This is a genomic window from Spirochaeta thermophila DSM 6578, assembly GCF_000184345.1.
GTDB classification, from domain to species: domain Bacteria; phylum Spirochaetota; class Spirochaetia; order Winmispirales; family Winmispiraceae; genus Winmispira; species Winmispira thermophila.
Map to the genome: position 1 here is coordinate 1,425,248 of NC_017583.1, position 25,900 is coordinate 1,451,147.

The 25,900-nt window shown below is 62.8% G+C and carries 20 protein-coding genes; 7 read left to right on the top strand and 13 right to left on the bottom strand.

Annotated elements, in window-relative coordinates:
* Positions 1-3 precede the first annotated feature (3 nt).
* From SPITH_RS06485 to SPITH_RS06540, 12 genes are all read right to left on the bottom strand, one after another.
* Positions 4-258 carry a (2Fe-2S) ferredoxin domain-containing protein gene (locus SPITH_RS06485; RefSeq protein ID WP_013314019.1) on the bottom strand — a complete coding sequence of 85 codons (255 nt, stop codon included), beginning with the start codon at positions 256-258 and terminating at the stop codon, positions 4-6.
* Between the two features lie 102 nt (positions 259-360).
* Entirely contained in the window at positions 361-2,871 is a 2,511-nt protein-coding gene (locus SPITH_RS06490) for an ATP-dependent Clp protease ATP-binding subunit (RefSeq protein ID WP_014624882.1), read from the bottom strand.
* 17 nt (positions 2,872-2,888) lie between these two features.
* On the bottom strand, positions 2,889-3,947 hold the full coding sequence (locus SPITH_RS06495) for an ATP--guanido phosphotransferase (RefSeq protein ID WP_014624883.1): 1,059 nt from the start codon (positions 3,945-3,947) through the stop codon (positions 2,889-2,891).
* Positions 3,944-4,462, bottom strand: coding sequence for a UvrB/UvrC motif-containing protein (locus SPITH_RS06500; protein WP_013314022.1), 519 nt, complete (start codon positions 4,460-4,462; stop codon positions 3,944-3,946). Before SPITH_RS06500 ends, SPITH_RS06495 begins: the two co-directional genes overlap by 4 nt.
* 76 nt (positions 4,463-4,538) lie before the next feature.
* Positions 4,539-5,813 carry an ABC transporter permease gene (locus tag SPITH_RS06505; protein WP_014624884.1) on the bottom strand — a complete coding sequence of 425 codons (1,275 nt, stop codon included), beginning with the start codon at positions 5,811-5,813 and terminating at the stop codon, positions 4,539-4,541.
* Positions 5,810-6,490, bottom strand: coding sequence for an ABC transporter ATP-binding protein (locus SPITH_RS06510; RefSeq protein WP_014624885.1), 681 nt, complete (start codon positions 6,488-6,490; stop codon positions 5,810-5,812). Before SPITH_RS06510 ends, SPITH_RS06505 begins: the two co-directional genes overlap by 4 nt.
* On the bottom strand, positions 6,483-7,781 hold the full coding sequence (locus SPITH_RS06515) for an ABC transporter permease (RefSeq protein WP_014624886.1): 1,299 nt from the start codon (positions 7,779-7,781) through the stop codon (positions 6,483-6,485). Before SPITH_RS06515 ends, SPITH_RS06510 begins: the two co-directional genes overlap by 8 nt.
* Entirely contained in the window at positions 7,778-8,842 is a 1,065-nt protein-coding gene (locus SPITH_RS12750; RefSeq protein ID WP_014624887.1) for a hypothetical protein, read from the bottom strand. The genes SPITH_RS06515 and SPITH_RS12750 overlap by 4 nt, the downstream gene beginning before the upstream one ends.
* A gap of 2 nt (positions 8,843-8,844) precedes the next feature.
* A complete protein-coding gene (ftsY, locus tag SPITH_RS06525) occupies positions 8,845-9,714 on the bottom strand; it encodes a signal recognition particle-docking protein FtsY (RefSeq protein ID WP_014624888.1) in 870 nt (289 codons plus the stop codon).
* Between the two features lie 13 nt (positions 9,715-9,727).
* Entirely contained in the window at positions 9,728-11,134 is a 1,407-nt protein-coding gene (locus SPITH_RS12755; protein WP_014624889.1) for a PEGA domain-containing protein, read from the bottom strand.
* A 7-nt stretch (positions 11,135-11,141) separates the two neighbouring features.
* Positions 11,142-12,270 (bottom strand): peptide chain release factor 2 gene (gene prfB / locus SPITH_RS06535; RefSeq protein ID WP_245523491.1). Its coding sequence is split into 2 segments (ribosomal slippage): positions 11,142-12,209 and positions 12,211-12,270, totalling 1,128 coding nucleotides; the frame shifts between segments, so codons are not numbered across the junction.
* A gap of 144 nt (positions 12,271-12,414) precedes the next feature.
* Positions 12,415-13,710 (bottom strand): cellulase family glycosylhydrolase, encoded by a 1,296-nt coding sequence (locus tag SPITH_RS06540; RefSeq protein ID WP_014624891.1) that lies wholly within the window; start codon positions 13,708-13,710, stop codon positions 12,415-12,417.
* A gap of 107 nt (positions 13,711-13,817) precedes the next feature.
* On the opposite strand from SPITH_RS06540, the gene SPITH_RS06545 reads away from it, so the two are divergent.
* A complete protein-coding gene (locus tag SPITH_RS06545) occupies positions 13,818-15,137 on the top strand; it encodes a hypothetical protein (RefSeq protein ID WP_245523348.1) in 1,320 nt (439 codons plus the stop codon).
* Here the strand turns inward: SPITH_RS06545 and SPITH_RS06550 are convergent.
* Positions 15,127-17,067, bottom strand: coding sequence for an alpha-amylase/4-alpha-glucanotransferase domain-containing protein (locus SPITH_RS06550; protein WP_014624893.1), 1,941 nt, complete (start codon positions 17,065-17,067; stop codon positions 15,127-15,129). The two genes, SPITH_RS06545 and SPITH_RS06550, sit on opposite strands and share 11 nt — an antisense overlap.
* 200 nt (positions 17,068-17,267) lie before the next feature.
* Here SPITH_RS06550 and SPITH_RS06555 point away from each other — a divergent pair, with 200 nt between their 5' ends.
* Genes SPITH_RS06555 through purD form a run of 6 tightly spaced genes read left to right on the top strand, consistent with a single transcriptional unit; the run spans position 17,268 to position 25,899 of the window.
* Positions 17,268-21,047 carry a phosphoribosylformylglycinamidine synthase gene (locus SPITH_RS06555; RefSeq protein ID WP_014624894.1) on the top strand — a complete coding sequence of 1,260 codons (3,780 nt, stop codon included), beginning with the start codon at positions 17,268-17,270 and terminating at the stop codon, positions 21,045-21,047.
* Positions 21,048-21,082: 35 nt separating this feature from the next.
* Positions 21,083-21,571 carry a 5-(carboxyamino)imidazole ribonucleotide mutase gene (gene purE, locus SPITH_RS06560; protein ID WP_014624895.1) on the top strand — a complete coding sequence of 163 codons (489 nt, stop codon included), beginning with the start codon at positions 21,083-21,085 and terminating at the stop codon, positions 21,569-21,571.
* Positions 21,568-22,998, top strand: a complete 1,431-nt coding sequence (gene purF / locus SPITH_RS06565; RefSeq protein ID WP_014624896.1) for an amidophosphoribosyltransferase — start codon at positions 21,568-21,570, stop codon at positions 22,996-22,998. Before purE ends, purF begins: the two co-directional genes overlap by 4 nt.
* 50 nt (positions 22,999-23,048) lie before the next feature.
* The gene (gene purM, locus SPITH_RS06570) at positions 23,049-24,065 is read left to right on the top strand and encodes a phosphoribosylformylglycinamidine cyclo-ligase (RefSeq protein ID WP_014624897.1); all 1,017 of its coding nucleotides are present in this window, start codon (positions 23,049-23,051) and stop codon (positions 24,063-24,065) included.
* Positions 24,053-24,658 carry a phosphoribosylglycinamide formyltransferase gene (purN, locus tag SPITH_RS06575; RefSeq protein WP_014624898.1) on the top strand — a complete coding sequence of 202 codons (606 nt, stop codon included), beginning with the start codon at positions 24,053-24,055 and terminating at the stop codon, positions 24,656-24,658. The genes purM and purN overlap by 13 nt, the downstream gene beginning before the upstream one ends.
* Positions 24,655-25,899, top strand: coding sequence for a phosphoribosylamine--glycine ligase (gene purD, locus SPITH_RS06580; RefSeq protein WP_014624899.1), 1,245 nt, complete (start codon positions 24,655-24,657; stop codon positions 25,897-25,899). The genes purN and purD overlap by 4 nt, the downstream gene beginning before the upstream one ends.
* Position 25,900: the final 1 nt, after the last annotated feature.

The window sequence follows — 25,900 nt, forward strand, 5'->3', positions numbered from 1 at the left end:
CTATTACATGTCCTCCGGGAATTCGAAGGAAAGGATGTCCGGCACCGCCTCCGGCTGGACACGCTCGTAGATCCTGTTACCTATCCGTACCACAGGACCTTCCTTGCACCTTCCGGAACACAGCTCACCTCTCACCTCGACATCCTGATCGAGGCCGTGTTCTTCGAGCCATGCCCTGATCACCTTCACCGTGAGGGCATTACCACGGGCATGGCAGGAGCTTCCCATACACACAACGATGGATCGGTCCTCAGTCATCGATATGAAATTATATATATTTTTATATCGTGTCAAGGGGGAAGAAGAGGCGGGCAACGCCCGCCTCTTGCCTTGGGAGGTGTTCTATGAAACAGAGACCCCCTACCGGGTCTCCACCGTCACCTTTTCAGGGGGTTTCTTGGTCTGTTTCTGCTGGAACACGAGCTTCCCGCTCCGCACCGTCACCAGGATGTACGATCCCGGCACGAAACGCTGCCTGAGGATCTCCATGGAGAGCGGGTCTTCGAGCTCGCGCTGTATGGTCCTCCTGAGGGGTCGCGCTCCATAGCGAGGATCATACCCTTTGTCCAGGAGATACTCCCGAGCGCGCTTCGTGATCTCTATCTCCATCCCCTGCTCCCTCACCCGCTGGAACACCTCTTCCAGGAGGAGCCCCAATATCCGTTCGAGATCCGCCCTGCTGAGGCTCTTGAACACCACGATCTCATCGATTCGGTTGAGGAACTCGGGACGGAAGATGCGCCTCAACTCGTTCATCGCAGAGGCCTGGATCTCTCTGAAATCGAGGATCCCTTCCTTGGTCTGGAAGCCCACCGTGGACTCGCGGGTGATCTCCCTGGCACCCGCGTTCGAGGTCATGATGAGTACGGCGTTCCGGAAGGAGACCCTGTGTCCCAGGTTGTCCTGCAGTTCCCCCTCTTCGAGGATCTGAAGGAGGATGTTGAAGACATCCGGATGAGCCTTCTCTATCTCGTCGAAGAGTATCACCGAGTAGGGCCTGTGACGCACCTTCTCCGTGAGGAGGCCGCCCTCCTCGTAGCCCACATACCCTGGAGGGGCCCCCACGAGCCTCGAGACGTTGTGTTTCTCCATGAAGTCCGACATGTCGAGCCGGATGAGCGCGGAGGTGTCGCCGAAGAGATATTCGGCCAGGGTCTTCGCGAGAAGGGTCTTACCCACACCGGTCGGCCCGAGGAAGACGAACGACCCCATGGGACGGTTTGGAGAGCTCAGCCCCGTCCGCGCCCTGCGGATGGCAGATGCCACCACTTTTATGGCCTCGTCCTGGCTTATCACTTTCCGGTGGAGCTCTTCCTCGATATGGAGGAGACGCTCCGATTCACTCTGCGCGATCCTCACGAGCGGGATGCCGGTGATGTCGGAGACGACCTCCTGGATATCCTCCTGATCCACGATGTTCTGCGTCCGTTTGATCTCGAGCTTCCAGGCGGTCTTCAGCCTCTCGAGCTCCATCTTGAGCCGGTTCACCTGGTCCCTCACCGCAGCCGCCCGCTCGTAGTTCTGCGTGTTCACGAGCATGATCTTCTCGGAATTGAGCTGGTCTATCTTTTTCTCAAGCTCCTCTATCTCCTGAGGCCGGTTGAGCACCTGCACGTGGGTCCGCGATCCCGCCTCGTCGAGCAGATCGATGGCCTTGTCGGGCAGGTGGCGTTCGGTGATGTAGCGAGCAGAGAGGACCACCGCCGCCTCCACGGCCTTGCGCGTATAGGTGACGTTGTGGAAATCCTCGTACCTCGTCTTTATCCCTTCGAGGATCTGGATCGTCTCCTCGATGGTCGGCTCGCGAACGTACACGGGCTGGAACCTGCGCTCCAGTGCCGCATCCTTTTCGATGTACTTCCGGTACTCGTCCAGGGTGGTGGCGCCGATGCACTGGATCTCCCCCCGTGAGAGCGCAGGCTTGAGCATGTTGGAGGCGTCGATGGCACCCTCGGCACCGCCCGCGCCAATGATGGTGTGGAGCTCGTCGATGAAGAGGACCACGTTCTTCACCGAGACGATCTCCCGCATCACCCGCTTGAGCCGTTCCTCGAACTCGCCCCGGTACTTGGTCCCCGCCACCAGGGCCGCAAGATCGAGGACGAGTATGCGCTTGCCCTCGAGCATCTCGGGCACCTCGCCGCGCACGATCCGCTGGGCGAGAGCCTCCACGATCGCCGTCTTCCCCACCCCCGGGTCACCGATGAGCACGGGGTTGTTCTTGGTGCGTCGGGCCAGGATCTGGACGATACGACGAAGCTCACGCTCCCTCCCGATGACCGGATCGAGCTTACCCGTCCGGGCGAGCTCGGTGAGATCCCTGGAGAACTCGTCGAGCAATGGGGTATTCTTTCTGTAGGCAGCCGACTGGAAAGCCCCCCTCCGTTTCTCCTGTTCCTCCTTCCCCCCCCACGAGCTGTTGTACACCGATTCACTCCCCTTCACCTCGAGGATGGCCTCCCTCAAGACTTCCAGGTCGATGCCCTTCTGGGCCAGGAACCGGGTGAACACCCCCTCGCCGTCGCGGGCACATCCCAGCATGAGATGCTCGGTCCCAATGTATTCGTCGTCCAAATGGCGGGCCTCCTCGGCTGCATACTCGAGAACCCTCCTGCTCCTGGAGGAAAGGGGTACATCCCCGAGGATGAAACTCCCCCTCTGTTTGGAGAGATTCTTCTCTACGAAGACCTGGATCTCCTCCGGCGCGATCTTGAGACGTTTTATCGCTCTATAGGCAACGCCCGCCCCTTCGCGGATGATGGCGAGGATGATATGCTCCGGCTCCAGTTCTTCCGCATGAAACCGCTTCGCCTCATCCTGGGCGAGCACCGTGAGTATCTTCTGGGCGCGCTGCGTCAAATCCTTAAACATAGACTCCCCTCTTGTATCTACCCATGGTCAGAGAGCATCTCCCTGAGCCATGCCGCACGGGCTTCCTCCTCTCCCTCACGCGAGAGAGAAACTCCCTCTGCCTCCATCCTGCTCCTCATGTGTCCCGGCTGGGAGGCGAAGTACAGGTATGGGAAACGCCCCAGATCCATGCGGGGTCCCACCCCCCACACCGCCGCCGTCCTCAGGAGGAGCAAGGCCTCACTGGCAGCCTTCGAGGACACCTTCCGGGAGCTCGTGAGGATCTTCCACGCGGTGTCGATCCTCTCCCGAACCTCTTCTCTCCTCGTCCTGCTGGAGAGAAGGGTTTCTCGCTTCTCCCTCTCATAATGTATTACCATAGTACAGGTATCTTCAAGCCTTTTTCGTACTTTTTCAGGGGGAAGGCCCTGGACTCCGTCCATCATCAGGAGGAACATGCCTTGCGAGTACAGATCCCTGCCGCTCTGGAAAGGGAGGAAGACCGCATCGTGCTCGGAAAGGAGCTTCTTCAGCATCACCACGGCCCGCTCTGCAAAGGTGGCAGGGGTATGGAGGAGGAGCGAAACCCTGTACCCGGTTCCCACATCCTGTACGTTGGCATTGAGATAGCCCAATTCGAGCGAGAAGGCAAACGGGAGCTTCTCGTCCAGCTTCTCCGCCAGCTGACGCACGCTGTCCATACCCTGCTGCACGTTGTAGCCGGGATCGTATCGCACCAGCCGGAGATGATCGGAGAAACAGACGAGACCGAGAGGGTCGGTATCGGGAGACAGCAGGAGAGACCCGCCCGGGAAGGCCATGAGATCCTGTCGGGTCAGGACCTGCGATTCTATGAGCTGTTTCTTCGCCGTGGCGGGGAGGCTCTTGAGATCCACCCAGCGGGTTCCGGGGAGATAGTGAGACCAGGCGCTCACGATCCTCTCCACGAGCTCCTGCTGGACCCGTGTGCCGAGCATACCGGGAAACGGATACCCCGCCACGTTCCGCGAGAGACGCACCCGGGTGGACACCACCACCTCGTGCGGCTCGGGTGTCCTGTCGAACCATGAGAGCGATGGAATGGTGTAAGGATTCATGAACCCTGTTCTGCCCTGTCTTCTTCCAGTTCTCGGAGCCTGTCACGGATCCGCGCTGCGCGTTCGTAGTCCTCGTTGCGGATGGCGTGTTCGAGGCTCCGCTTGAGCCGCATCCTGTCCATGAGAATGCGCTTCACGGTGTTGAACCTCCGAGGGACACTCCCCCTGTACCTGTACCCCTGCGGGAGGAACTGATAGGCCTCTTTCCTGAAGACATAGTAGCAGTCGGGGCACCCCGCCCGCTGTCTGGCCCTGAACTCCTCCATCGACATACCGCATCCCGGACAGAGAACGTCGTCTTCCTCCTCGTCCTCGGCATCGTCCAGGCCATCCTCCTCGGGAACGAAGAGGGCCTGCAGGAACTCCTCTATATTGAAGCTCAGATCCCCCCCGAAGTGTTCTATTTCCACACTCTCGGCACACTGGGCGCAGAGCTCTATCTCCTTCACCTCGCCATTGGCGATATGCTGTATCTTGAGGACCACATCCTCCTCACCGCAGATCGTGCATGCCATCGCCGATCTCCCCTCATTCGTGGCGTTACTATATTGTACTAGGAAATCGGGCAAAAGGAAATATCCCCCTCCGGGATCACCCCTCCCTCCGCAGGACCTCCACGGGTGAGATCCGAAGCACATACCGAGCCGGACCCCAGGAAGCGAGGAAGGCGATCAGCGAGGCCCCCACGAAGATGAGCCACAAGACGAACGGGGAGGGGTGGACGGGGATGTGTTCCACGTAGAAATCCGACGAGAGTATGCGCACCGGCTCGTAGGATCCACCCCGAAGCCCGGCGGCAAGGCGGAGCCAGAGGTTCACGACGTGTTCCAGGAATGCGAACAACTCGTTGATGTAGAGCGAGATGAGGAGTCCACAGGCCATTCCCGCGAGGGATCCCGCCATACCCACGAGCATCCCCGTCCACAGGTAGGCCCTGCTCACCAGACGTGGTGGCACCCCGATGCTCTTGAGCATGGCGATCTCCTCGGCCCGCTCCAGCACGAGCATCACCAGTGACGAGGAGATACTCAAGGCCGCAATGAGGACGAGAAGGCCCATGATGGCGAGGAGGAGTGCTCTGCTCGTGGAGAACGAGAGAAACTGCGCACGCCCCAGATCCTTCCACGAAAGGACGACCCATCCCGCGCCAAGACAAGCCGCGATCCTGGAACGCAAGGCCTCCATGTCGTGGAAGGGATCATCCACCTTGATCCCGAGAAAGGCACGTGACGATCGCCTGTCGAAGACCCGATCCCCCCACTCGAAGGGGACGTAGACCCACAGCTTGTCCACATCCTGATAGCCCGTGGACGTCACTCCGGTGACCTCGAAGGTGGCGATACGCGGGAGGATGGTTCCGCCTCCGAAGCTCCGAAGCACGAGGAGCTTCACCTTGTCCCCCACCGAGATGCCCAGTGTACGGGCCACCTCCACCCCCACCACCATGTGCCTGGGAGAGGAGAGATCGAAGCGCCCTTTCTCTATGCTGAGGGAGGAGCGAAGGCCCTCGTCCTTCTCCCACCACCAGGAAGGCACGGCCCGTATCGTGACCCCCTCCCGCCTCACCCCGTTCACCAGGAGGCCCATCCCCTGGATTTCGGGAACAGCGAGGAAACCCTCGGCCGCCAGACGTTCCACGCCCTCCTCCATCGAGAGATCGGGGGCGTACGCGAAGGCCTGGAAGTGGTAGGTGGTGGTCTCGAGAAAACGGCGGGTGATGGCCTCTATCATCCCGTCGGAGACGTGGAGCACCACCACGAAGGGCACGAGGCCGAGGGCCACGGCCAGGAGCGAGGACCGGATACGGGGTGCGAGGGAAGGGCCGTCGAAGAGGTTCTTCCATGCGAGATAGATGAGGCGCTTCATGACCGATGGAGCCTCCCCCCCTCAAGGCGGTAGACGGTGTCGGCCCGAGAGGCGAGGGCGGCATCGTGGGTCACGAGGATGAGCGTGGCCCCCTCTTCCCGGACGAGGGAGAAGAACACATCCTCCACCATGCGGGACGTGCGCTCGTCCAGGTTGCCGGTGGGCTCGTCGGCGAGGACGATACGTGGGCCGTTCACCAGGGCCCGTGCAATGGCCACCCTCTGTCGTTCCCCGCCGGAAAGCTGGGAGGGGTAGTGGTGCATCCTGTCTCCGAGCCCCACCCTCACGAGGAGATCCCGAGCCTTCGCAGCCGCCTCAGAAAAGGAGAGCCCGGCCATATATGCGGGGAGGAGGACGTTCTCCAGGGAGGTACACTCCCGGAGGAGGTAGTGCATCTGGAAGACGAACCCCATGTCTCGCTGCCGGAAGGCCGCGAGCGCCTCCTCGTCGAGGGCGCCCATGTCCTGACCTTCAAGAAGTACGCGCCCCGATGTGGGGGTGTCGAGCCCCCCTATGAGGTGGAGGAGGGTGCTCTTCCCCGATCCACTCTCACCCATGATCACATGGACCTTCCCCCTCTCGAAACCGCCCGAGACCCCGTCCAGCACACGGAGGGATGTCTCTCCGGAGGGATACTCCTTCACCACTTCCTCAAGGACGATGATCGGATCACTCATTGCGTAACACCTCGGTGACGGAGAACGTCCGCAACATGCGGGTGGCCAGATACGCCGCCCCCCCTGAGACGAGGACAGCATAGAGGACGATCCCCAGGACTTCAACCGGATACACCCTGAAGGGAATCTCCAGGAGATAGAACGATTGCGGCGAGAAGATGCGGACGGATCCCAATCGGAACCGCCCCCCCCAGAACCTGCCGAGGGCGTTCCAGAGGTGAATACCGGCGTTGAGCATCGACTCCACCCAGGAGAAGACCCTGTTGATGTTGATGGAGAGGAGATACCCCCACATCGTGCCGAGGAATGCGCCCGTAGCACCGAGAACGATACCCTCGAGGAGGAAGACGCGCCTCACCTCCTCCACACGGGCCCCCACCGCCACCAGGAGGGCGAGCTCACCCCTTCGTTCGAAGATCGACCTCCTGAAGCCGTGGACGAGGTTGAGTCCGAGGACGAGGAAGATGAGACCGACGAGAAAGACGAGGAAGAGCTTCTCCATACGAAGGGCGTCGAAGAGGGCCCTGTTGTATTCCTCCCACGTGACCGCTTCGTAGCCCGCGCGGACGAGCCGTCGCTTCACCTCCTGTGCCCGTGAGGGGCGCGGGAGTTTCACGGCGAGAAAGGAGCCGTCGTCTCCACCGGCGACCAGGCGGGCATCCTCGAGGCCCATGAAGAGCATGGAACGGTCGATCTGATAGTTTCCGGTTCGGAAGACTGCGGAAACCACGAACCCCCGGCGCACCGGGACCAGGATCCCCGTCTCTCCCACGCTCAACCCGGTGAGGACGAGGGAATCACCCACCCCCACCCCCAGCTCATAGGCCAACTCCTGCCCCACCACCACCCTCCCCTCCCCCACCCGGAAGACACCCTCCCTCACCTCCACCACCCTCGCGAACCCCGGATCCCGCTCCCTCATCCCCTCCGGTACCCCCCGTACCTCCACGAACTCCACCTCACCCCCCAGATCCCCCGCCAAGACCCGCACCTCCACCTGCGGCACCACCACCCCCTCACCCACCACTCTCTCCACCTCCGCCGCATCCACCGCTCCGTACACCCTCACATGGAAGGACGCGACCTCCACCAGGGAGTCGATCGTGAGACTCTGGAAACCGTTCATCACCGAGAGCACCGTGACGAGAGTGGCCACCCCGAGCACCACTCCGAGCCACGTGAGCAGGGAGGCTGCGGCCGTCTTCTTCCGTCTTCCCCTCAGAAGGTAGATCACCGCGAGCCGCCCCACCCACCGCCACACTCTCCATCTCGAGCGGAGCCACGCCTTCACTTCGCCTCCCGCACCGACACGAGCTCGCCGTCCAGGAAGAACTCCTCCCGCACGAGCCGTCCATCCGCCCCGTAGACCCGGCGCACCGAGGCACCCTCGCCCAGGTCCACCACCTCCGCCGACACCGCCCCCCCCTCCCCGAACTCCCGCCTCATCACGCGCACGCCATTCTCCCACACCTCCTCCCAGACCACCCGATCCCCCTCGTATCCGTACCGAGACTCCCTCACGAGCCCTTCCGTCACCTCCCGCTCCCACACCACCCTACCCCCCTCGTACCCGTACACCACCCGCCGCACCGACACCCCCTCACGCCGCCACACCTCCTCCACCGGCCGCCCCTCCCCATCGCAACGGACCTCCACTACCGCCCCCTCCGCCGGCCGCTCCTCCACCCACCCCTCACACACCCCGCCTTCGCCGTACCGGTACGTGCGCACCCACACGAGTCTCCCCCCCTCCCACTCCTCGCGCTCCACCACCTCGCCGGAACGGCCGTACCGGACGAGAAACCCCGAACCCCCATCCCCGTGCCACTCCTCCACGAGCCGGCCTCCCACCTGCACGTACCGGTCCACCCCCTTCTCGGGGACCGCCCGCACCTCCCTGAGCCGACCCTCCCGATCGTAGCGGAACTCCTCGGTACTCGTCCCTCCATCCACCCCCTCCCACACCCTCCGCACCACCCGCGCACCCTCATACTCGTACCGCACCCGCTCGGAGAACTCCCCCTCTCGATAGAATTCCTCCACGAGGAGGCGCCCCCCCTCGTCGTACCGAGAGACCCGGGAAAGCACCCCGTCCCCCCACACCTTCACCACCGAAGGCACACCCTCCCTGTGCCACACGATCTCCCAGCGCCGCACCTCCTCCCCCTCCCGGAAGAGCACCCGTACCTGCCGTCCCTCCCCATCCTCCACCATCAGCACGTACTCGTAACGACCTCGGTCGAACTCCTCGATGGGGACGAGCGCCTGCCCCATCTCGTTCGAAGAGAACCACAGAGGCGAAGCGAGCAACGACCATCCCACACCCCACAGGAGCCATCGGTACGCACGCATCCCTACCCCTCCACCAGCCGGGAGAGATACTCCTCGACGTCGAAGGGCCTGAGATCCTCCAGCCCCTCACCCGTTCCCACGAACAGGGCGGGGATCTCCAGCCTTCGGGAGATCGGGACGAGCACTCCACCCTTCGCCGCGCCGTCGTACTTGGCGAGCACCAGCCCGTCCAGACCCACCGTCTCCTGGAACACCTCCGCCTGTCTGAAGGCATTCTGACCGGTGGAGGCATCGATCACCAGGAGCCGCCGGTAGTCGGCATGCACCGCTTTGGTACGGATCACCCGATCCACCTTCGCCAGCTCATCCATGAGCGACGCCCGGTTGTGGAACCGCCCGGCCGTATCGGCCAACACCACCCCTCCCCCCCTCCGCTCCACACTCTGAATCGCATCGAAGATCACCGCAGCCGGATCCGCCCCCGGCTGCTGGGCCACCACCCGGACCCCCAGACGCTCGCCCCACACCCTGAGCTGATCGATGGCCCCCGCCCTGAACGTATCCCCCGCCGCAAGCACCACATCATCCCTCCCCCACGTGGAGCGTATGAAATGGGCGCACTTCGCGATCGTCGTCGTCTTACCCACCCCGTTGACACCCACGAAGAGAAGCACCACCGTACCCGAATCGGGAAGGGAGAAGCCCCCGGCCCTCACATACCGCCGGAGCACGTCCTTTATCACCTCGCGGACCCCCTCCACATCCACCACCCCTTCCTTCTTCACCCTCCTCTGCACTTCCTCCACCACCTCAAAGGCGGTCTCGGCTCCGAGATCGGCCTCGATGAGAAGGTCCTCGAACTCCTCCCAGAAGGCCTCATCGAAACGGGCCCCTCCCCACAACGATCTGAGACGATCCATGAGCCATGCCATAGCTACTCCTTCCTCATTCAGGCACCCTCTCGAGGGCGCGGAGATAGTCGCCGAATGTCAGTACGGCCTGGACGAACAGGGACACGTTCAGCACGACCCCTGCATAGTAGCACCCCGCCGCCACGTCCATGCGCTCGAGGTAGTCGTCGGCATTCGCCGCCCCCCTCGAGAGGGCAAGCTCGGCCGCCTCGTAGGAATCCGCCCACCACCCGTAGCTCAAGACGGTGAGAGGCACCGACATGAAAAACAGACCGAACCAGGTGTAGAATCGCTCCCGTTTCACCCGCACACGCTCCTTGAGATCGATACCCACCGGAGAAAGGACCCACTCCACCGCATCACCCTCAATGGAAGCCACGGGCGCCCTCACCGGCAGGTACCCTTCCTTCCTCACCTCGAGGACACCCACCTCACCCCTCATCCGCACCTCACACGGCGAAGCGCCCTGATACACCCCGTCCAGATAGACCGAAGCCCCTGCGGGCACGGTGGAGACCTGAACGAGACGCTCCGGCACCTCCCTGATCGGAACCTCGACGACGCGCTCCTCTCCCTCCCCGATCGTGACCGTCGCCTCCCGGGGCTCCACCTCCCTCCCGCGCACCTCCACGCGGTGCTCCCCCGGGAGCAAGCGACCGACTTCCACACGACCCATACCCACCACCTCCCCGTCCACGAACACCTGGACCCCCTCCGGCACCTCCACCACGAGGCGTGCGGGGCGCACACCCAGAAGGTGCGGCGCCAGATCGTCCGCCGCCTTCCGCACCACGTCCACGAGCTCGTCCACGCCCCCCACATACCTCCCCTCCCACAGGACATCCGGACCGTACCGCCACTTCAACACGAGGTGCACGACCAGATACCCCTCCGCCACCCATCCTTCCCCACCCACCACCAGATCCACACCCGCCTTCTCCATCCGTTCCTCGAGCGTCCTCCCCTCCGGAAGGAACGGAAGCCCCGCGTCATCCTGATAGACCTCCATCGGCACCCGATCCACCGCGACATCCGGAAGTCGACCTATCCGTGCGATGCGCCGGTCCAGCTCGCGGATCTCCTTCTTCTTCGAAGCGAGCGTCTCCCACCGCACGAGAGGATCGGGATCGAAAAGGATCTCGTCCCGCTCGGCCACCTTCTTCACCCGTTCCGCGAGGAGCCTCCGTATGAGCAGGTCCCTCTGATACGCGCTGTAGGCCCGGAGCTCGGCCGGTGAGAACAGGTGCGCCTTCACCCCCTCCAGCTCCTGCGCGAGGAGCTCCGGGATCACGGTACCCAAGGTCCCGGTGTCTCCCTCCACCTCGAGGGGGAGGAAGCCGAGGACCCATGATTCGGGGAGGGGAATGACGTCCTCGGCCACGAGGCCCGAAGCCACCCCGCCGGCCAGGAGCACACCTACCAGCAGGACCCGTGCCTTCATACCCGCCTCACGTCTGTACCGCCTCCTGACGCTCCTTCCACTGCTGGAGGAGGTAGGCCTCTATGAACATATCGAGATCGCCGTCCATCACCGCCTGGATGTTTCCTGTCTCCACCCTCGTCCTGAGATCCTTCACCATGGTATAGGGCTGGAAGACATAGGAGCGGATCTGGTTCCCCCAGGAGATGTCCTTCTTCTCTATGGCCTTCTTCTCCTGCTCCTCCTCTCGAAGCTGCTGATAGTACTCGTAGAGCCGGGAACGGAGCATCCGCATCGCGATCTCGCGGTTCTTGTGCTGACTCCGCTCGTTCTGACACTGCACCACGATTCCGGTGGGCAGGTGGGTGATGCGCACGGCGGACTCGGTCTTGTTCACGTGCTGACCGCCGGCCCCCTGTGAACGATAGGTATCGATCCTCAGGTCTTCGGGGCGTATGTCCACCTCTATGTCGTCTTCGATGATGGGCGACACATACACCGAAGCGAACGAGGTATGGCGCCTCCCGCTCGCATCGAACGGGGAGATCCTCACGAGGCGGTGGACCCCCGCCTCGCCCTTGAGGTAGCCGAAGGCGTAGTCCCCCTTCACCTCCACGGTCACCGACTTGATCCCCCCCTCGTCCTCCACCATGTCGACGATCTGGGTGGAGAAACCCTTCCGCTCGAGCCACCGGAGGTACATCCGAAGGAGCATGGAGGCCCAGTCGCATGCCTCCATCCCCCCGGCTCCTGCATGGATGGTGAGGTACGCATCCTTCTGATCGTACTCCTCGTTCAAGAGCTCCCTGAGCCTGAGCTCCCGAAACTTCCGCTCGGCCTCGGCGAGCTGCTGCCTCAACTCCTCCTCCTCCTCCTCCTGCGAGGGATCGTTCTCCTCGGCGGCGAGGTCGTAGAGGGTATGGATGTCCTCCACCTCCTGCACGAGCGAGGCCCACCCCTCATAGCGGACCTTCAGCCGTCGGAGACGGGAGAGCACCTCTTCGGCGTGTTTCCTGTCGTTCCACAAATCGGGACGCCCGGTCTCCTCTTCGAGCCGGGAGATCTGCTCCTTTATGCTCGAGTTCTCAAAGATACCTCCAGGTTTCTTTGACTTTCGCCTCAAGATCCTCGATCGCAGGCCTGAGTTCTTCCAGCATATGCACCTCTCCTTCGTGTGATCGTCCCACAGTATACCTGTTCACCGAATGGGTTTCAATAAAAGGAATCCCGTCCGGGTCACACAGAAACAGGGCCGCCGGAAGGCGGCCCCGTCGTTCCTCTTCGATCCACGGCATCGAAGCTCACCTGATCTCCACATGCCCCCATGGGACCGAACTCCGGTAGTGGATGTACCAGTAGCCGTCGGCTGCAGCCGGGATCTGATGCTGTGCCACCCACACGTTGGTATAGTCACTCCCGTTGATCTCGAGGAGGTCCAGGTTCCAGGAGTTCACGTACCTGCTCCAATTGGTGGTGGTGGAGAAGTCGTTCGTCTTCCAGTAGTACTCACCCGCCCCGTCATAGGTGAAGGGCAGACTGATCTCGGTATACTCGCCCGAACCAGGAGTAGCGGTGGGTGTGGGGCTGGATGTGGGCGTAGACGTCGGTGTGGGAGTCGGAGTCGGTGTGGACGTGGGCGTGGGAGAGGATCCTCCCCCGGAGAGTGCGGTGGTCCTGAACCACTCGCCCCACGAGGTGGGGTCGGCCGGATCCCAGTTGTACACCATGTCGAGGTATTCGACCCCACCGCCGTTGCCGCACCACGACCAGCCCCAGTAGCCTATGCCATACTGGCGGGCATAGCTCACGATGGCCTCCTCGTTCGGATCCCCATCGGAATGCATGTAGCCGAACTCTCCCACGATGAGCGGCAGCCCCATATCGGCGAAGGCCTGGAAATAGTCCTGCACCTCCTGGGCGGTGTCGTATACGCCGTACATGTGCACGGAGAAGACGAGGTTCTGTTGTGGATCGGCCGCGTACACCTGAGGGGCGTTGTCCCTCATGGTGAAGGACCAGTCCTGACCCCAGTTGGGTGCATCCACCACGATGGTGTGCTGGAACCCCGCATTCCGCAAGGCCTGGACGGCATCGATGGTGTCCTGCACCCAGTTCTGGTAGTTGTTATTCCCATATGGTTCGTTCCCTATGTTGAGGAGCACGAAGTCCTCCTCTCCCGTGAGCACGGCCTGTATCTCCCGCCAGTAGGAGACCGCCTGTGCGAGCGAACAGGCGGCCCCATCCTCGCCGTATCCGGTGGTGTCGTGGACCTCCAGCATGATGGCGGAGAACCCGAGACGCTTCGCGGTCTCGATGATCGTCGCGACACTCGCGGCGTCGTCCTTGGTCCATCTGTACCCGTTGCTGAGGACCACCCGTACGGAATCCGCCCCCCATGATCGAATCCCGGTGAGCGCACTCTCGAGTCTGTCCTTGTACCAGGTATGCGCGTGGTTGATCCCCCGGAGCGTACCGGTGCTCACCGAGCGGGGAGCCGCCCTGGAGGAGACTTCGGCGGAGGGTGTCGAGAGCGAGCACCCCACCGTGAAGAGGAGCACGGCGGGCAGCAGGGTGAGAAATCGGTTTAATCGTTTCATAGAAACCTCCCGGAAAGAAAGTCATGACATCCCAAAGGATGTTTCGACGTATAATCTTACATCCTCCACCATCCCCTGTCAAATTCATTCGTCTTTTGAAAGTCGGAATGAAATCGGTATCGGTATCCGGGGTGGATCCCACCACCGTGGAGTCCCCCTCCCATGGGAACGGGGCCGGCACATCAGAGGACAGGTCCTACAGATTACGGAGGATTCTTCCGATGGGACTAGAGAAGATGCGAAACCTGGTCCACGTACTGTGTGCGGTTCTGATCCTCGTCCCCGTCTCCGCACAGGAGAGACTCCTGTATCCCTCGTTCCTAAAAGTGGCGGTGAAGGAGAACGAGGTGAAACTCACGTGGCGGGATGTCGACGAGATATCGGGAGAAAGATACCGCATCTACCGGCACGGTTACCAGATAAACGACCAGACCTTCGAAGGGGCCGTACTCGCGGGAGAGGTGGACGAAGGGGTACAATTCTTCCTCGACACGCCTCGGCCGGGAGGGGACTACTACTATGCCGTCCTGGCGGTCGATCGAGAGGGGAGAGAGCACAGGGTGTTCATTCCCTTCCGGAACACCACCGTCTCACCCGTCTCCATCAGCGCCGAGGCACTCCCCTCAACGGCCGAAGTCCTCTCCCTCTCCGGACGGGTGGAGGGATCGACTATCGTACTCACGTTCAGGGCCTCACGTGAGGACCGCACCCTCGTCATCTACCGCCATACCCGCCCCTTCACCTCCCCTGCGGATCTGCGGGAAGCCGTTCCGGTCGATCGTGTGCCGAGCTCGGAGACCTCGTACCTCGACCAACCCGTCCCGGGGATCCCGTACTACTATGCGGTGGTGGACTCCCTGGAGCTGGAGCGAGGAGCGACGGCCTTCGTCGCAGGGAAGAACACCACAGGGAGCCCGCTGGAGATCCCCCTGGAAAAGGCCGTCATGAGCCTGCCTGAGGCACCATCCAGGTCACTCAGGGAGGCGCCCCTTCCCTATCTTGCACCCGCCACGGGCTCATCGGCTCGGAGCGTGCTCCCTCAGAGGCGGGTCCCCCTCACCCTCTCCACGCGGAAGTCGCTGGAGCAGATGCTCTCCTCGCTCCCACCCCCGGCTCGAGTTCCCCCATCACCGGAGCTGCTCCCGGAGGAGGAGGGCGGATCACCCGAGACAGCCATCGAGGCCGCGCTCAAGTCCATCGCGGCAGACCTCTCCTCCCCACAGACATGGGCCGCATCCGAACAGGCGCTCCTCAACCTCCTCTCCCTCACCGAGTCATCGGAGTTGGAAGCCCGGATCTTCTTCTATCTCGGACAGGTGCTCTTCTTCCAGGGAAAGAAGGAACAGGCGGTCTTGAGCTTTCTCATGGCCCGCGATACCTACTACGTCGAAACCACGAGATGGCTCAGGAGGATACTCAGCCCTTGACCGCAGGAGAGATGGCTATCTCGAGGGTGTATTCGGAAGTGTGAGGGAAGATGTCCACGAGGGGAAGGAGGGCGATCCCCTGAAGGGCGGTCTCCCCCGCCTTCTTCCCTGCGGTGAGTACCGGATAGTGCCAGAGCGGCACCTCCTTGTCGAACGAGACCAGACACGTCGAGCCGTTCTTCCCTTCCGGGAGGAAGAGCACCTTCTCGGCGCGCTCCTTCCCCGCTTCGAGGAACGAGGCGTCGCGGGGCCCACCCGCTCCCTCCTTCATATAGCGCATCTTACGGGGCACCTGTGGGGGGAAGGAGAGGTTGATCTCGGGGACGAACCTCAGAGGATGGGAAGGTTGCCCCTCGAGTACGAGGTGGTAACGCACCCGCAGGGTGTCGGGTCCGAAGAGATAGCGCTTCGATATATGGATGCCGGTCTGACGTCTCCCCTGACGGACGACCCCTTCGTGCGAGAGGGTGATGTCGAGGACGTCCCTGCTGTAGTGGTCCACGGTGTAGTGCGCTCCCGAGAAATCGGCGACCACGAGGGCGGTCCCCCGTATGCAGTGCTCCAGGGTCACCCCTTCCTCATAGAACCGGTCGACGAACAGGAGCCGTGGCTCCTTGTCCTCACCGGAAAGGGAACTCCCCTCCAGCTTGAGAAAGGGATACCGACCGCACGTGGCCAGGAGGTTCCACTCCTCTTCCAGGATGTCGAGCTCGAAGACCGCCCCCCCCTTGGTGGAGAGGTACGCGTTGTACCGTTCCCCCTGGAAGAGGTACTCGGGATATCCATCGAAGGTGAAGTCGGTCTTCACCACGGAGGGATAGAAGATACCCTTCTCCCTGGTGTTCTTCTCGGCCTGGATGAGGGCCCTGTAGGCGGCATGCCGCAACCAGGGACAGGCCACCCCACCGTCTCCGGAGACGATACTGTACGCCGCCCCGGTCTGTCCCCGGTAGAGGTCCTCGCGGGCGGTCTTCTTCCTCGACCTGTCACCCCTCAGTTGACGCACCAGACTCTGGACGTACTGCATCTTCGCATAGAGGAGATGGGGTTCTTCGATCCTCGAAACCTCCTGACGCACGTAGAAATGTTCGGAGTTCCCCTCCGGAGAAAGGATGAGCGGAGGGAGGTGTATCCTCCGGGTCGGCACGATCTCCCGCACCACGTCGCGGGGAAGTCGGAGATCGAGCTCGCCGTAACGTGTCTTCAGAAGCGAAAACAGTTCGGTCCACCATGCGAGCACCGCCTCCTGACGTGAAGGAGAGAGGGTGCTCCACGAGGCGAAATCCTCCATGAGGACAAGCACCCCCTGATCCCGAAGCGGAAGATCCAGGAGACCCTCCAAGAACTCCCGCGGGGACCCCTGGTAGAGGGTACTCTTGAGACGGGTACTCACAGGGAGGAGACAGAGGGTCTTGCCGTCGTGTTCGGTGATGTAGTGCTGGAAGGCGGCCTGGGTGCCCATGCGGATGCCCGCATGGGAGAGGTGGACGTCCGGGAGGAGGACGTACTCCATTCCCGCCGTGGCCAGGGTGGAGGCGAGATCCGGAGACCAGATGCCGAAGGGCAAATAGCACCCACGCGGGCGTTTGCCGAACTCCTGACGCAGGTAGGTGGTGAGGAGCTCCACTTGGCCTATGCGATCGGGTTTCGAGATGAGGGGGAAGAGGGGCTCGTAGAACCCTCCTCCCAAGATCTCCACCTGTTTCCTCTCACAGAGTTCCTTCATGACATCGAAGAAGGCACCATTGTGACTCCTCAGCATCTCGAGGAGGGCGCCCCCCATGTAGATAGAGACCGGGATCTGCGGTGTATGATAGATGAGAGAGACGAGAGGTTTTATAAGGGACTTGTAGAACGAGGCAACTTCCCTGCTGTCCTTCCCATAGGGGAGAGACAGCACAAATCCTATACTGCATTGCACATTTTTCATTACGAGAGCGTACTCCTTTTACGCACGACTTCCCTCCCCTGATATACCACTTTTCCTTTGTCCCAGTATAGCGCACCTCGGCGACATTGAAAAGCTTTTATTCGAAGCGGAGGAGGCATCCTAATAGGGAGGTCCCTCCATGGTCAATGGAGCCCTCCCCCTTCCTTTGACAAAACCGGGCAAATCTGAAATGATGCGGTATGCCGCAGAATCGAGTGGAGCGCGTCTTCGTCGAAAAGAGACCGGAGTACGATGTGAGGGCCCGTCACCTCTTCGAGGACCTGGTCACCACCCTCCACATTCGATCCCTCACAGGGCTCAGGGTGATCCATCGATACGACGTAGAGGGAGTCTCGCCCGAGACCTTCGAGCGGGCGCTCACCGGTATCTTCGCCGAGCCTCCGGTGGATCTCGTCTACCGTGAGGAACTCCCCGTCACGGGAGGATGGACGCTCCCGGTGGAACTCCTTCCGGGACAGTACGATCAACGGGCCGATTCCGCGGTGCAATGTCTCAGACTCCTCGAGCCGGAGGCAACACCGACGGTGAGGTACGCCACGGTCTACGTCTTCGAAGGGGATCTCACACAGGCAGAAAAGGAAAGGATCCGCTCATACCTCATCAACCCCACCGATTCCCGGGAGGCGCGGCTGGAGAAGCCCTCCCACCTCTTCGAGCCCGTTCCGGATCCACCGGCACACATCCCGACGATAGAGGGGTTCATCTCGGCGAACGAGGAAGACCTCCTCCACCTCAGGGAAGTGATGGGTCTTGCCATGGATCTCGCCGATCTCCTCCACTGTCAGCGCTTCTTCAAGGAGACCGCCGAGCGGAACCCCACCGAGACCGAGATCCGGCTCCTCGACACCTACTGGTCCGACCACTGTCGTCACACCACGTTTCTCACGGAGATCGCCCATCTCGAGATACCTCAGGGGCCCTATGCCCCCCTCTATCAGGCGAGTTACAGGACCTACCATGCCCTCAGGAGCGAGGTCTACGGGAGCTCCCTCCCTCCCGAGACCCTCATGGATATGGCAACCATAGGGATGAAGTATCTGAGGAAGACAGGTGCCCTCGCCGATCTGGACGAATCGCCCGAGGTGAACGCATGCAGCATCAGGATAAAGGTGTCCACGGATGGGGGTGAGGAGGACTGGCTCCTCATGTTCAAGAACGAGACCCACAACCACCCCACCGAGATAGAACCGTTCGGAGGGGCCGCCACCTGCCTCGGCGGTGCGATAAGGGACCCGCTCTCGGGCCGCGCCTATGTATACCAGGCCATGCGGGTCACGGGGAGCGGGGATCCCCATACACCGATCGAGGAGACCCTCCCGGGAAAGCTGCCTCAGATCAAGATCACCAGGGAAGCGGCGAGGGGCTACAGTTCCTACGGGAACCAGGTGGGGCTCGCCACGGGTCAGGTGGTCGAACTCTACCATCCCGGGTATGTGGCGAAACGCATGGAGATCGGCGCGGTGCTGGGAGCGGTGAAGGCGGAACATGTGCGGCGTGAGGAGCCCGTTCCGGGAGACGTGGTGATCCTCGTGGGAGGAAGGACAGGGCGCGATGGGATAGGGGGTGCGACCGGTTCTTCCAAGGCCCACGATGAGAAGGCCATAGAGAAGGCGGGTACCGAGGTCCAGAAGGGGAATCCGCCTGTGGAGCGTCACCTCCAGCGTCTTTTCCGTCGGCCCGAGGCGCTGCGGCTCATCAAGCGATGCAATGACATGGGAGCAGGAGGCGTGAGCGTTTCCATCGGGGAGATCGCCCCGAGCGTGGACATCTTCCTCGACAGGGTGCCCAAGAAATACGCAGGGCTCACCGCCACGGAGCTGGCCTTGAGCGAGTCCCAAGAGCGGATGGCGGTGGTCACCTCCCGGGAGGACGCAGAGGCCTTCATCCGTTATGCCGACGAGGAGAACCTGGAGGCGACGGTGGTGGCGGAGGTCACCGATTCGGGGCGGCTCCGCATGTTCTGGAAGGGGCTCACCGCCGTGGACCTTCCCCGCTCCTTTCTCGCCACCAACGGTGCCCGCCGCAACACCATGGTGGAGCTCCCCGATCCACGACCCGAGTCCTCTCCCCTCACGTTCACCTGTACCGAAGGAGAGGAGGGTTCCATCCTCGAGGCGTGGAAGCTCCGCATGGGACGCCTCCAGAGCGCTTCCCAGAAGGGGCTCCAGATCCTCTTCGACAGCTCGATCGGCGCCGGCACCGTGCTCTCGCCGTACGGGGGGGCGCACGAAGATACGCCCGTGGACGCCATGGTGAGCCTCATCCCGGTGCCGGGACGGGACGTGCGCACCGCGAGCATCATGGCCTTCGGGTTCAACCCCGAGATCGGATCCTGGAGCCCCTACCACGGCGCCTTCTATGCCGTGGTGGAGTCGGTCTGCAAGGTGGCGGCCACGGGCGGCTACTGGCGGAACGTGCGGCTCTCCTTCCAGGAGTACTTCCCCAGGCCGGGAAGCGATCCGACCCGATGGGGACTGCCGGCGGCAGCCCTCCTCGGCGCTCTCCATGCACAGATGAGCCTGGGGATCCCCTCCATTGGGGGGAAAGATAGCATGTCCGGCACCTACAAGGACCTGGACGTACCCCCCACACTCGTCTCCTTTGCGGTGACCACGGCCCCGGTGGACCGCGTGATCTCCCCCGAGCTCAAACGGGAGGGGAGCAAGATCTACCTCATCCACACCCCCACGGGCGACTACGACCTTCCCGACATCACGGCACTGATGGAAAACCTGGAGTTCCTCGCACAGCGGATAGGGGAAGGGGTGGTCATCTCGGCCACTGCGCTCCGTGCCGACGGGATCGCGGGGGGGCTCACCCGCATGACAGTGGGCAACAGGTTGGGATGCGTATTCGTCTCCGAGCCTCGACGGGAGGACCTCTTCTGCCCGCGCTATGGAAGTTTCCTCGTTGAAGTACCGGTCGACGTGCCCCACGCGCCCTTCGAGCGGCATCCCCATGCCTCATGCATCGCGGTCACGGGCGGGGATGCCGTAGTGATAGGCCGGGAATGGATCTCCCTCGAGGAGCTCCTCGCCGTGTGGACGAGGCCCCTGGAGGATGTCTTCCCTTCTCACGAGAGGGAAAAGGGCCGAAGCTTCCCCTTCCACACCGTGGAGAAGGAAACCACCCGGAGGCGGGCCTCCCACCCGAAGGTCGCCCGTCCGAGGGTGTGCATACCGGTATTCCCCGGGACCAACTGCGAGTACGATTCGGCCGAGGCCTTCAGGCGCGCGGGCGCCGAGGTGGACGTGCTCGTCTTCAGGAATCTGACGCCCACCCACATCCACGAATCGCTCGAGGCCCTCGCCCGGAGCATCAGGAACGCCCAGATCCTCATGATCCCTGGCGGCTTCAGTGCAGGGGACGAACCGGAAGGCTCCGGGAAGTACATCGCCACGGTCTTCAGAAACGCCGTGGTGCGCCACGCCCTCGAGGATCTCATCCATCACCGGGACGGCCTCGTCCTGGGTATCTGCAACGGGTTCCAGGCCCTCATCAAGCTGGGACTGGTCCCCTACGGTGAGATCCGCGACCTTGAGGAGGATTCCTCCATCCTCACCTACAACACCTCCGGCCACCATGTAGCCCGATACGTCCGCACGCGTCTCGTCTCCCGCCTCTCCCCGTGGTTCCTCAAGGAGGAGCCGGGAGCCGTCCACGTGCTCCCGGTCTCCCATACCGAAGGAAGGTTCGTCGCGCGCGAAGAGGAGGCACGCCGTCTCCTCGATCAAGGCCAGGTGGCGACCCAGTACGTGGATCCGGAGGGGAATCCCACCATGGACCCTCGATACAATCCCAATGGATCCGTCCTCGCCGTGGAGGGCCTCACGAGCCCCGACGGTCGCATCCTCGGCAAGATGGCCCACTCCGAACGAATACGGCCCGGAGTGGGGAAGAACATACCCGGCCACAAGGAAGAGCGCATCTTCGAGAGCGGGGTGGCCTATTTCCTGTGATCCCCGCCAAAAACCCACCCCAGGAGGAGAGACGGATGAAAGTCGCGATTCTCATGGGAAGCGCCTCCGACAAGGAGAAGATGAGAGGGGCGGCGAAGGCCCTCAGCCTCTTCGGTGTGCCCTATGAGGCCAGGATCATCTCGGCCCACCGGGCGCCGGAGCTGTTGGAACGGGAGGCGGCCCGTCTCGAACGGGAAGGAGTGGAATGCTTCATCGCCGGGGCGGGACTCGCCGCCCATCTTCCGGGGGTGCTCGCATCGAAGACCGTCGTCCCGGTGATCGGCGTCCCCCTGAACGGCGCCCTGGGCGGGCTCGACGCCCTCCTCTCCATCGTGCAGATGCCCAAGAACGTGCCGGTGGCCACCGTGGCCATCGACAACGCCTTCAACGCGGGGATCCTGGCGGTACAGATACTCGCCCTCAAGTATCCGGAGCTCAGGGAACGCCTTATTGACTACCGGACGAAAATGAAGGCAGAATTCGAGGAGCAGAACTCGCCCGTCGACCTGGAGGCCCAGGAGTGAACCCGAGGGACGATCACCCGCATGAGGAATGCGGGGTATTCGGGATCCGCATGGAAGAGGGGGCGGCCGCCCCACGACTCGCTTACTACGGGATCTACGCCCTCCAGCATCGGGGGCAGGAGAGTGCGGGGATCGCCATGGTCCGTCCCGACGGGAGCATCGGGCTCCACAAGGGCATGGGACTGGTGGCCGAGGTCTTCAGTGAACAAACCCTCGCGGGGCTCGAAGGCCACGCGGCGATAGCTCACACCCGGTACTCCACCACCGGCTCCAGCACCCTGGAGAACGCCCAACCCCTCCTCGCCCAGTCCAAACTGGGCACCCTCGCCATCGCCCACAACGGGAACCTGGTGAACGCCGGTGTACTGCGTGACCTGCTCGAGGAGACCGGTACGGTCTTCCACACCACCAATGATTCCGAGGTCATCCTCAACCTCATCTCACGACGGGCGCGGAAGGGCCTCGAGACGGCCCTCACCGAGACCCTCCAGGTGATCCAGGGATCCTATGCCATGGTCCTCCTCACGCCCGAGTACCTCATAGGGGTGCGGGATCCCCGGGGGATACGGCCTCTCTGTCTCGGCGAGATCGAGGGAGGATACGTGCTCGCCTCCGAGAGCTGCTCCCTCGATGCAGTGGGGGCACGCCTCGTGAGGGACGTGGAACCGGGGGAGATCCTCATCATAGGGAAGGAGGGCGTGCGGAGTATCATGAGTACGGAGCGCACCTTCCTCTCCACCTGTTCGTTCGAATACATCTACTTCTCACGCCCCGATTCCATACTGGACGGCACGAGCGTATACCTCGCCCGCAAACAGGCGGGCCGCATCCTCTTCAGGGAGAGTCCGGTGGATGCGGACCTGGTGAGCGGTGTCCCTGACTCCGGTATCGTGGCGGCCGAGGGATGGTCCGAAGCCTCGGGGATGCCGTACGCGCAGACCCTCATCAAGAACAAGTACGTGGGAAGATCGTTCATCGCCCCGGCCCAGGAACTGAGGGAACGCACCGTACACGTGAAGCTCAACGTACTCAGGCCCAATGTGGCGGGCAAGAGGATCGTGCTCATCGACGACTCCATCGTGAGAGGCACCACGAGCAGTCGACTCGTCCAGATGCTCAGGGAGGCGGGGGCCCGCGAGGTGCACTTCCGCATCGCCTCCCCCCCGGTGCGGTACCCGTGCTACTTCGGGATCGACATCCCCACACGGGCGGAACTGGTGGCGGCCAACAAAGATCTCGAGGAGATACGGAAGATGTTGGGCGTCGATTCCCTCGCGTACCTGAGCGTGGAGGGCCTCATCGAGGCGATCGGGGGGAGGCACGACTACTGTACCGGCTGCTTCACCGGAATGTACCCCCTCTCGGCGGCCATAGAACGAGGCAAGTACGTGATGGAGGAGTCCCCCCGCACCCCGCAGGGACGGTGACCCCCCGTCGGGAGGCCACACGAGACCACGAGAAAGGAGTCCCACGCGCCATGGATGCGAACAAGCCCGTGACCTACAGGGATGCAGGGGTCGACACAGAGGCTGCCCAGCACGCGGTACGACGGTACGCCGACTCGGCGAAGACCACCTTCGGGCCGGAGGTCCTCGAAGGGATCGGCAGCTTCGCGGGGTTCTTCCACCTCCGGGGCTACCGCGACCCTGTCCTCGTGGCGGGGACCGACGGGGTGGGGACCAAGCTGGAGATCGCCTTCGCCATGGATCGCTACGAGGCGGCGGGCGTGGATTGCGTGGCCATGTGTGTGAACGACATCCTGTGTCACGGCGCGCGCCCCCTCTTCTTCCTGGACTACCTCGCCTGCGGGAAACTCGAGCCTGAAAAGGCCGCCCGCCTCGTGGAGGGGGTGGCGGCGGGGTGCAGGGAGGCGGGGTGCGCGCTCATAGGCGGGGAGACGGCCGAGATGCCGGGATTCTACCCGCCTGGGGTATACGACATCGCGGGTTTCGCCGTGGGCGTGGTGGAGCGCGACCGCGTGCTCGATGGGAAGGCCGTACGGGAAGGCGACGCGCTCGTGGGGCTCGCCTCCAGCGGACTCCACAGCAACGGATTCTCGCTGGTACGGAAGCTCATCCCCGACTGGGAGGCGGCCTTCGAGGGACGGCCCATCGGTGAGGTGCTCACGGAGCCTACGAGGATCTACGTGAGACCCGTCCTGGAGGTGCTGGAGGAACGACCGGGTGTGATCCACGGTATGGCGCACATCACCGGCGGGGGATTTCCCGAGAACATACCACGCATGTTCAAAGACGACCTCACCGCCGTGATCGAGGAGGGGAGCTGGCCCGTTCCCCCGATCTTCCGCCACCTCGAATCGCTCGGCGTAGCGCACGAAGAGATGTTCCGCACCTTCAACATGGGAATCGGATTCGTCCTCGCGGTCGCCCCCGGCGAAGCCGAAACGATCATCGAGGTCTTCGGCGCAAAGGGGGTGCCGGCATGGAGGATCGGGCGGGTACGGAAGGGAGCCAAGGGCGTATGTTTCGAGTAGCAGTCCTCGTCTCAGGAAACGGCACCAACCTCCAACACCTCATCGATGCCTCAGGAGAAGGGAGACTCCCCATACGCATAGAGAAGGTGATCGCCGACAGACCCGCCTATGCGCTGGAGAGGGCGCAAAAAGCCGGTATCCCGGCCGTACTCGTATCCCGGAGCACACACAGGGGGAGGCTCTCCGACGCCATCCTCGAGGAACTCGGCGAAGATCTCGACCTCGTCGTACTCGCGGGCTTCCTCTCGATCCTGAAGGGGCGCATCCTGGAGGTCTATCGGAACCGCATCATCAACCTCCACCCCGCCCTCGTCCCCGCCTTCTGCGGGCCCGGCATGTACGGGCTCAAGGTCCACAAGGCGGTCATAGACTACGGGGTGAAGGTCTCCGGCTGCACGGTGCACATCGTGGACGAGGGCACCGACACCGGGCCCATCGTCCTCCAGCGGGTGGTCCCGGTCTATCCCGACGACACGCCGGAGACCCTTCAGGAGCGCATCCACCAGGAGGAGTACAAGGCCCTCGAGGAGGCGGTGCGCCTCTTCGCCGAAGGAAGGATAAAAGTGGAAGGAAGGAAGGTGTACCTGCTATGAAGGTGATGGTGATAGGAAGCGGAGGACGGGAACACGCCCTCGCATGGAAGTTCGCACGGTCGAACCAGGTGGAAGAGGTGCTCTGCGTCCCGGGAAACGGGGGAACGGCCCGCATGGAGAAGGCCCGCAATCTTTCCCTGCTCACCTTCGAGGAGATGGTCGCAAAGGCGGAGGAGGAAGGGGTGGGACTGGTGATGGTGGGACCCGAGACCCCGCTCGTGGAGGGAGTGGCAGACCGGTTCCAGAAGGCCGGTATCCCTGTGATAGGGCCACCGGCCTCGAGTGCACGACTCGAGGGGAGCAAGGCCTTTGCGAAAGAGTTCATGCGGAGGTACGGGGTGGCCACCGCCGATTACCTCATCACCGATTCCCTCCCCGAGGCCCTTAAGTTCGCCCAAAGGAGCGACTACCCCCTCGTGATAAAGGCAGACGGTCTCGCGGCCGGCAAGGGGGTGACCATCGTGCAAAACAGGGAGGAGGCGGAGAGGATCCTACGCGCCTACATGGAGGAGCGGATCTTCGGCGAGGCCGGCACCACGGTGGTGCTCGAGGAATTCCTCGAAGGAGTGGAGGCATCCATCCTCTCCATCACCGACGGCACCACCATCATACCCTTCCTGTCGGCGAAGGATCACAAACCCATCGGCGAGGGGAACACCGGCCCCAACACCGGCGGCATGGGAGTGATCGCCCCCAACCCCGCCGTCACGGAGGAGATCTTCGAAGATTTCAAGCGTTCAGTCATGCACCCCACCCTCGAGGGAATTCAGAAAGAGGGATGGGACTTCAGGGGTATCATCTTCTTCGGGCTCATGATCACCTCGAAGGGGGTGAAACTACTGGAATACAATGTGCGCTTCGGCGACCCCGAGACCCAGGCCCTCCTTCCCATGCTCACCACCGATCTCGTCGACCTCTCCCTGGCCTGCTGGGAACGGGCGCTCACCCACGTACGACTCTCGTGGGAAGCCGCCTGTTCGTGCTGCGTGGTGGCCGCCTCGGACGGATATCCCGGACCCTACGAGAAAGGCTACCCCATCCACGGCCTCGATCACGTGGAGCACACGGTCTTCATCGCAGGGGCCGAGGAACGGGAGGGAGTACTGTACACCTCGGGGGGAAGGGTCCTCGCGGTCACCGCCACGGGTGCCACACTCGGAGAGGCCAGGGAGAAGGCCTACCGGGATATGGAAAAGATCTCCTTCACCGGCATGTACTACCGGAGGGACATAGGCATATAGG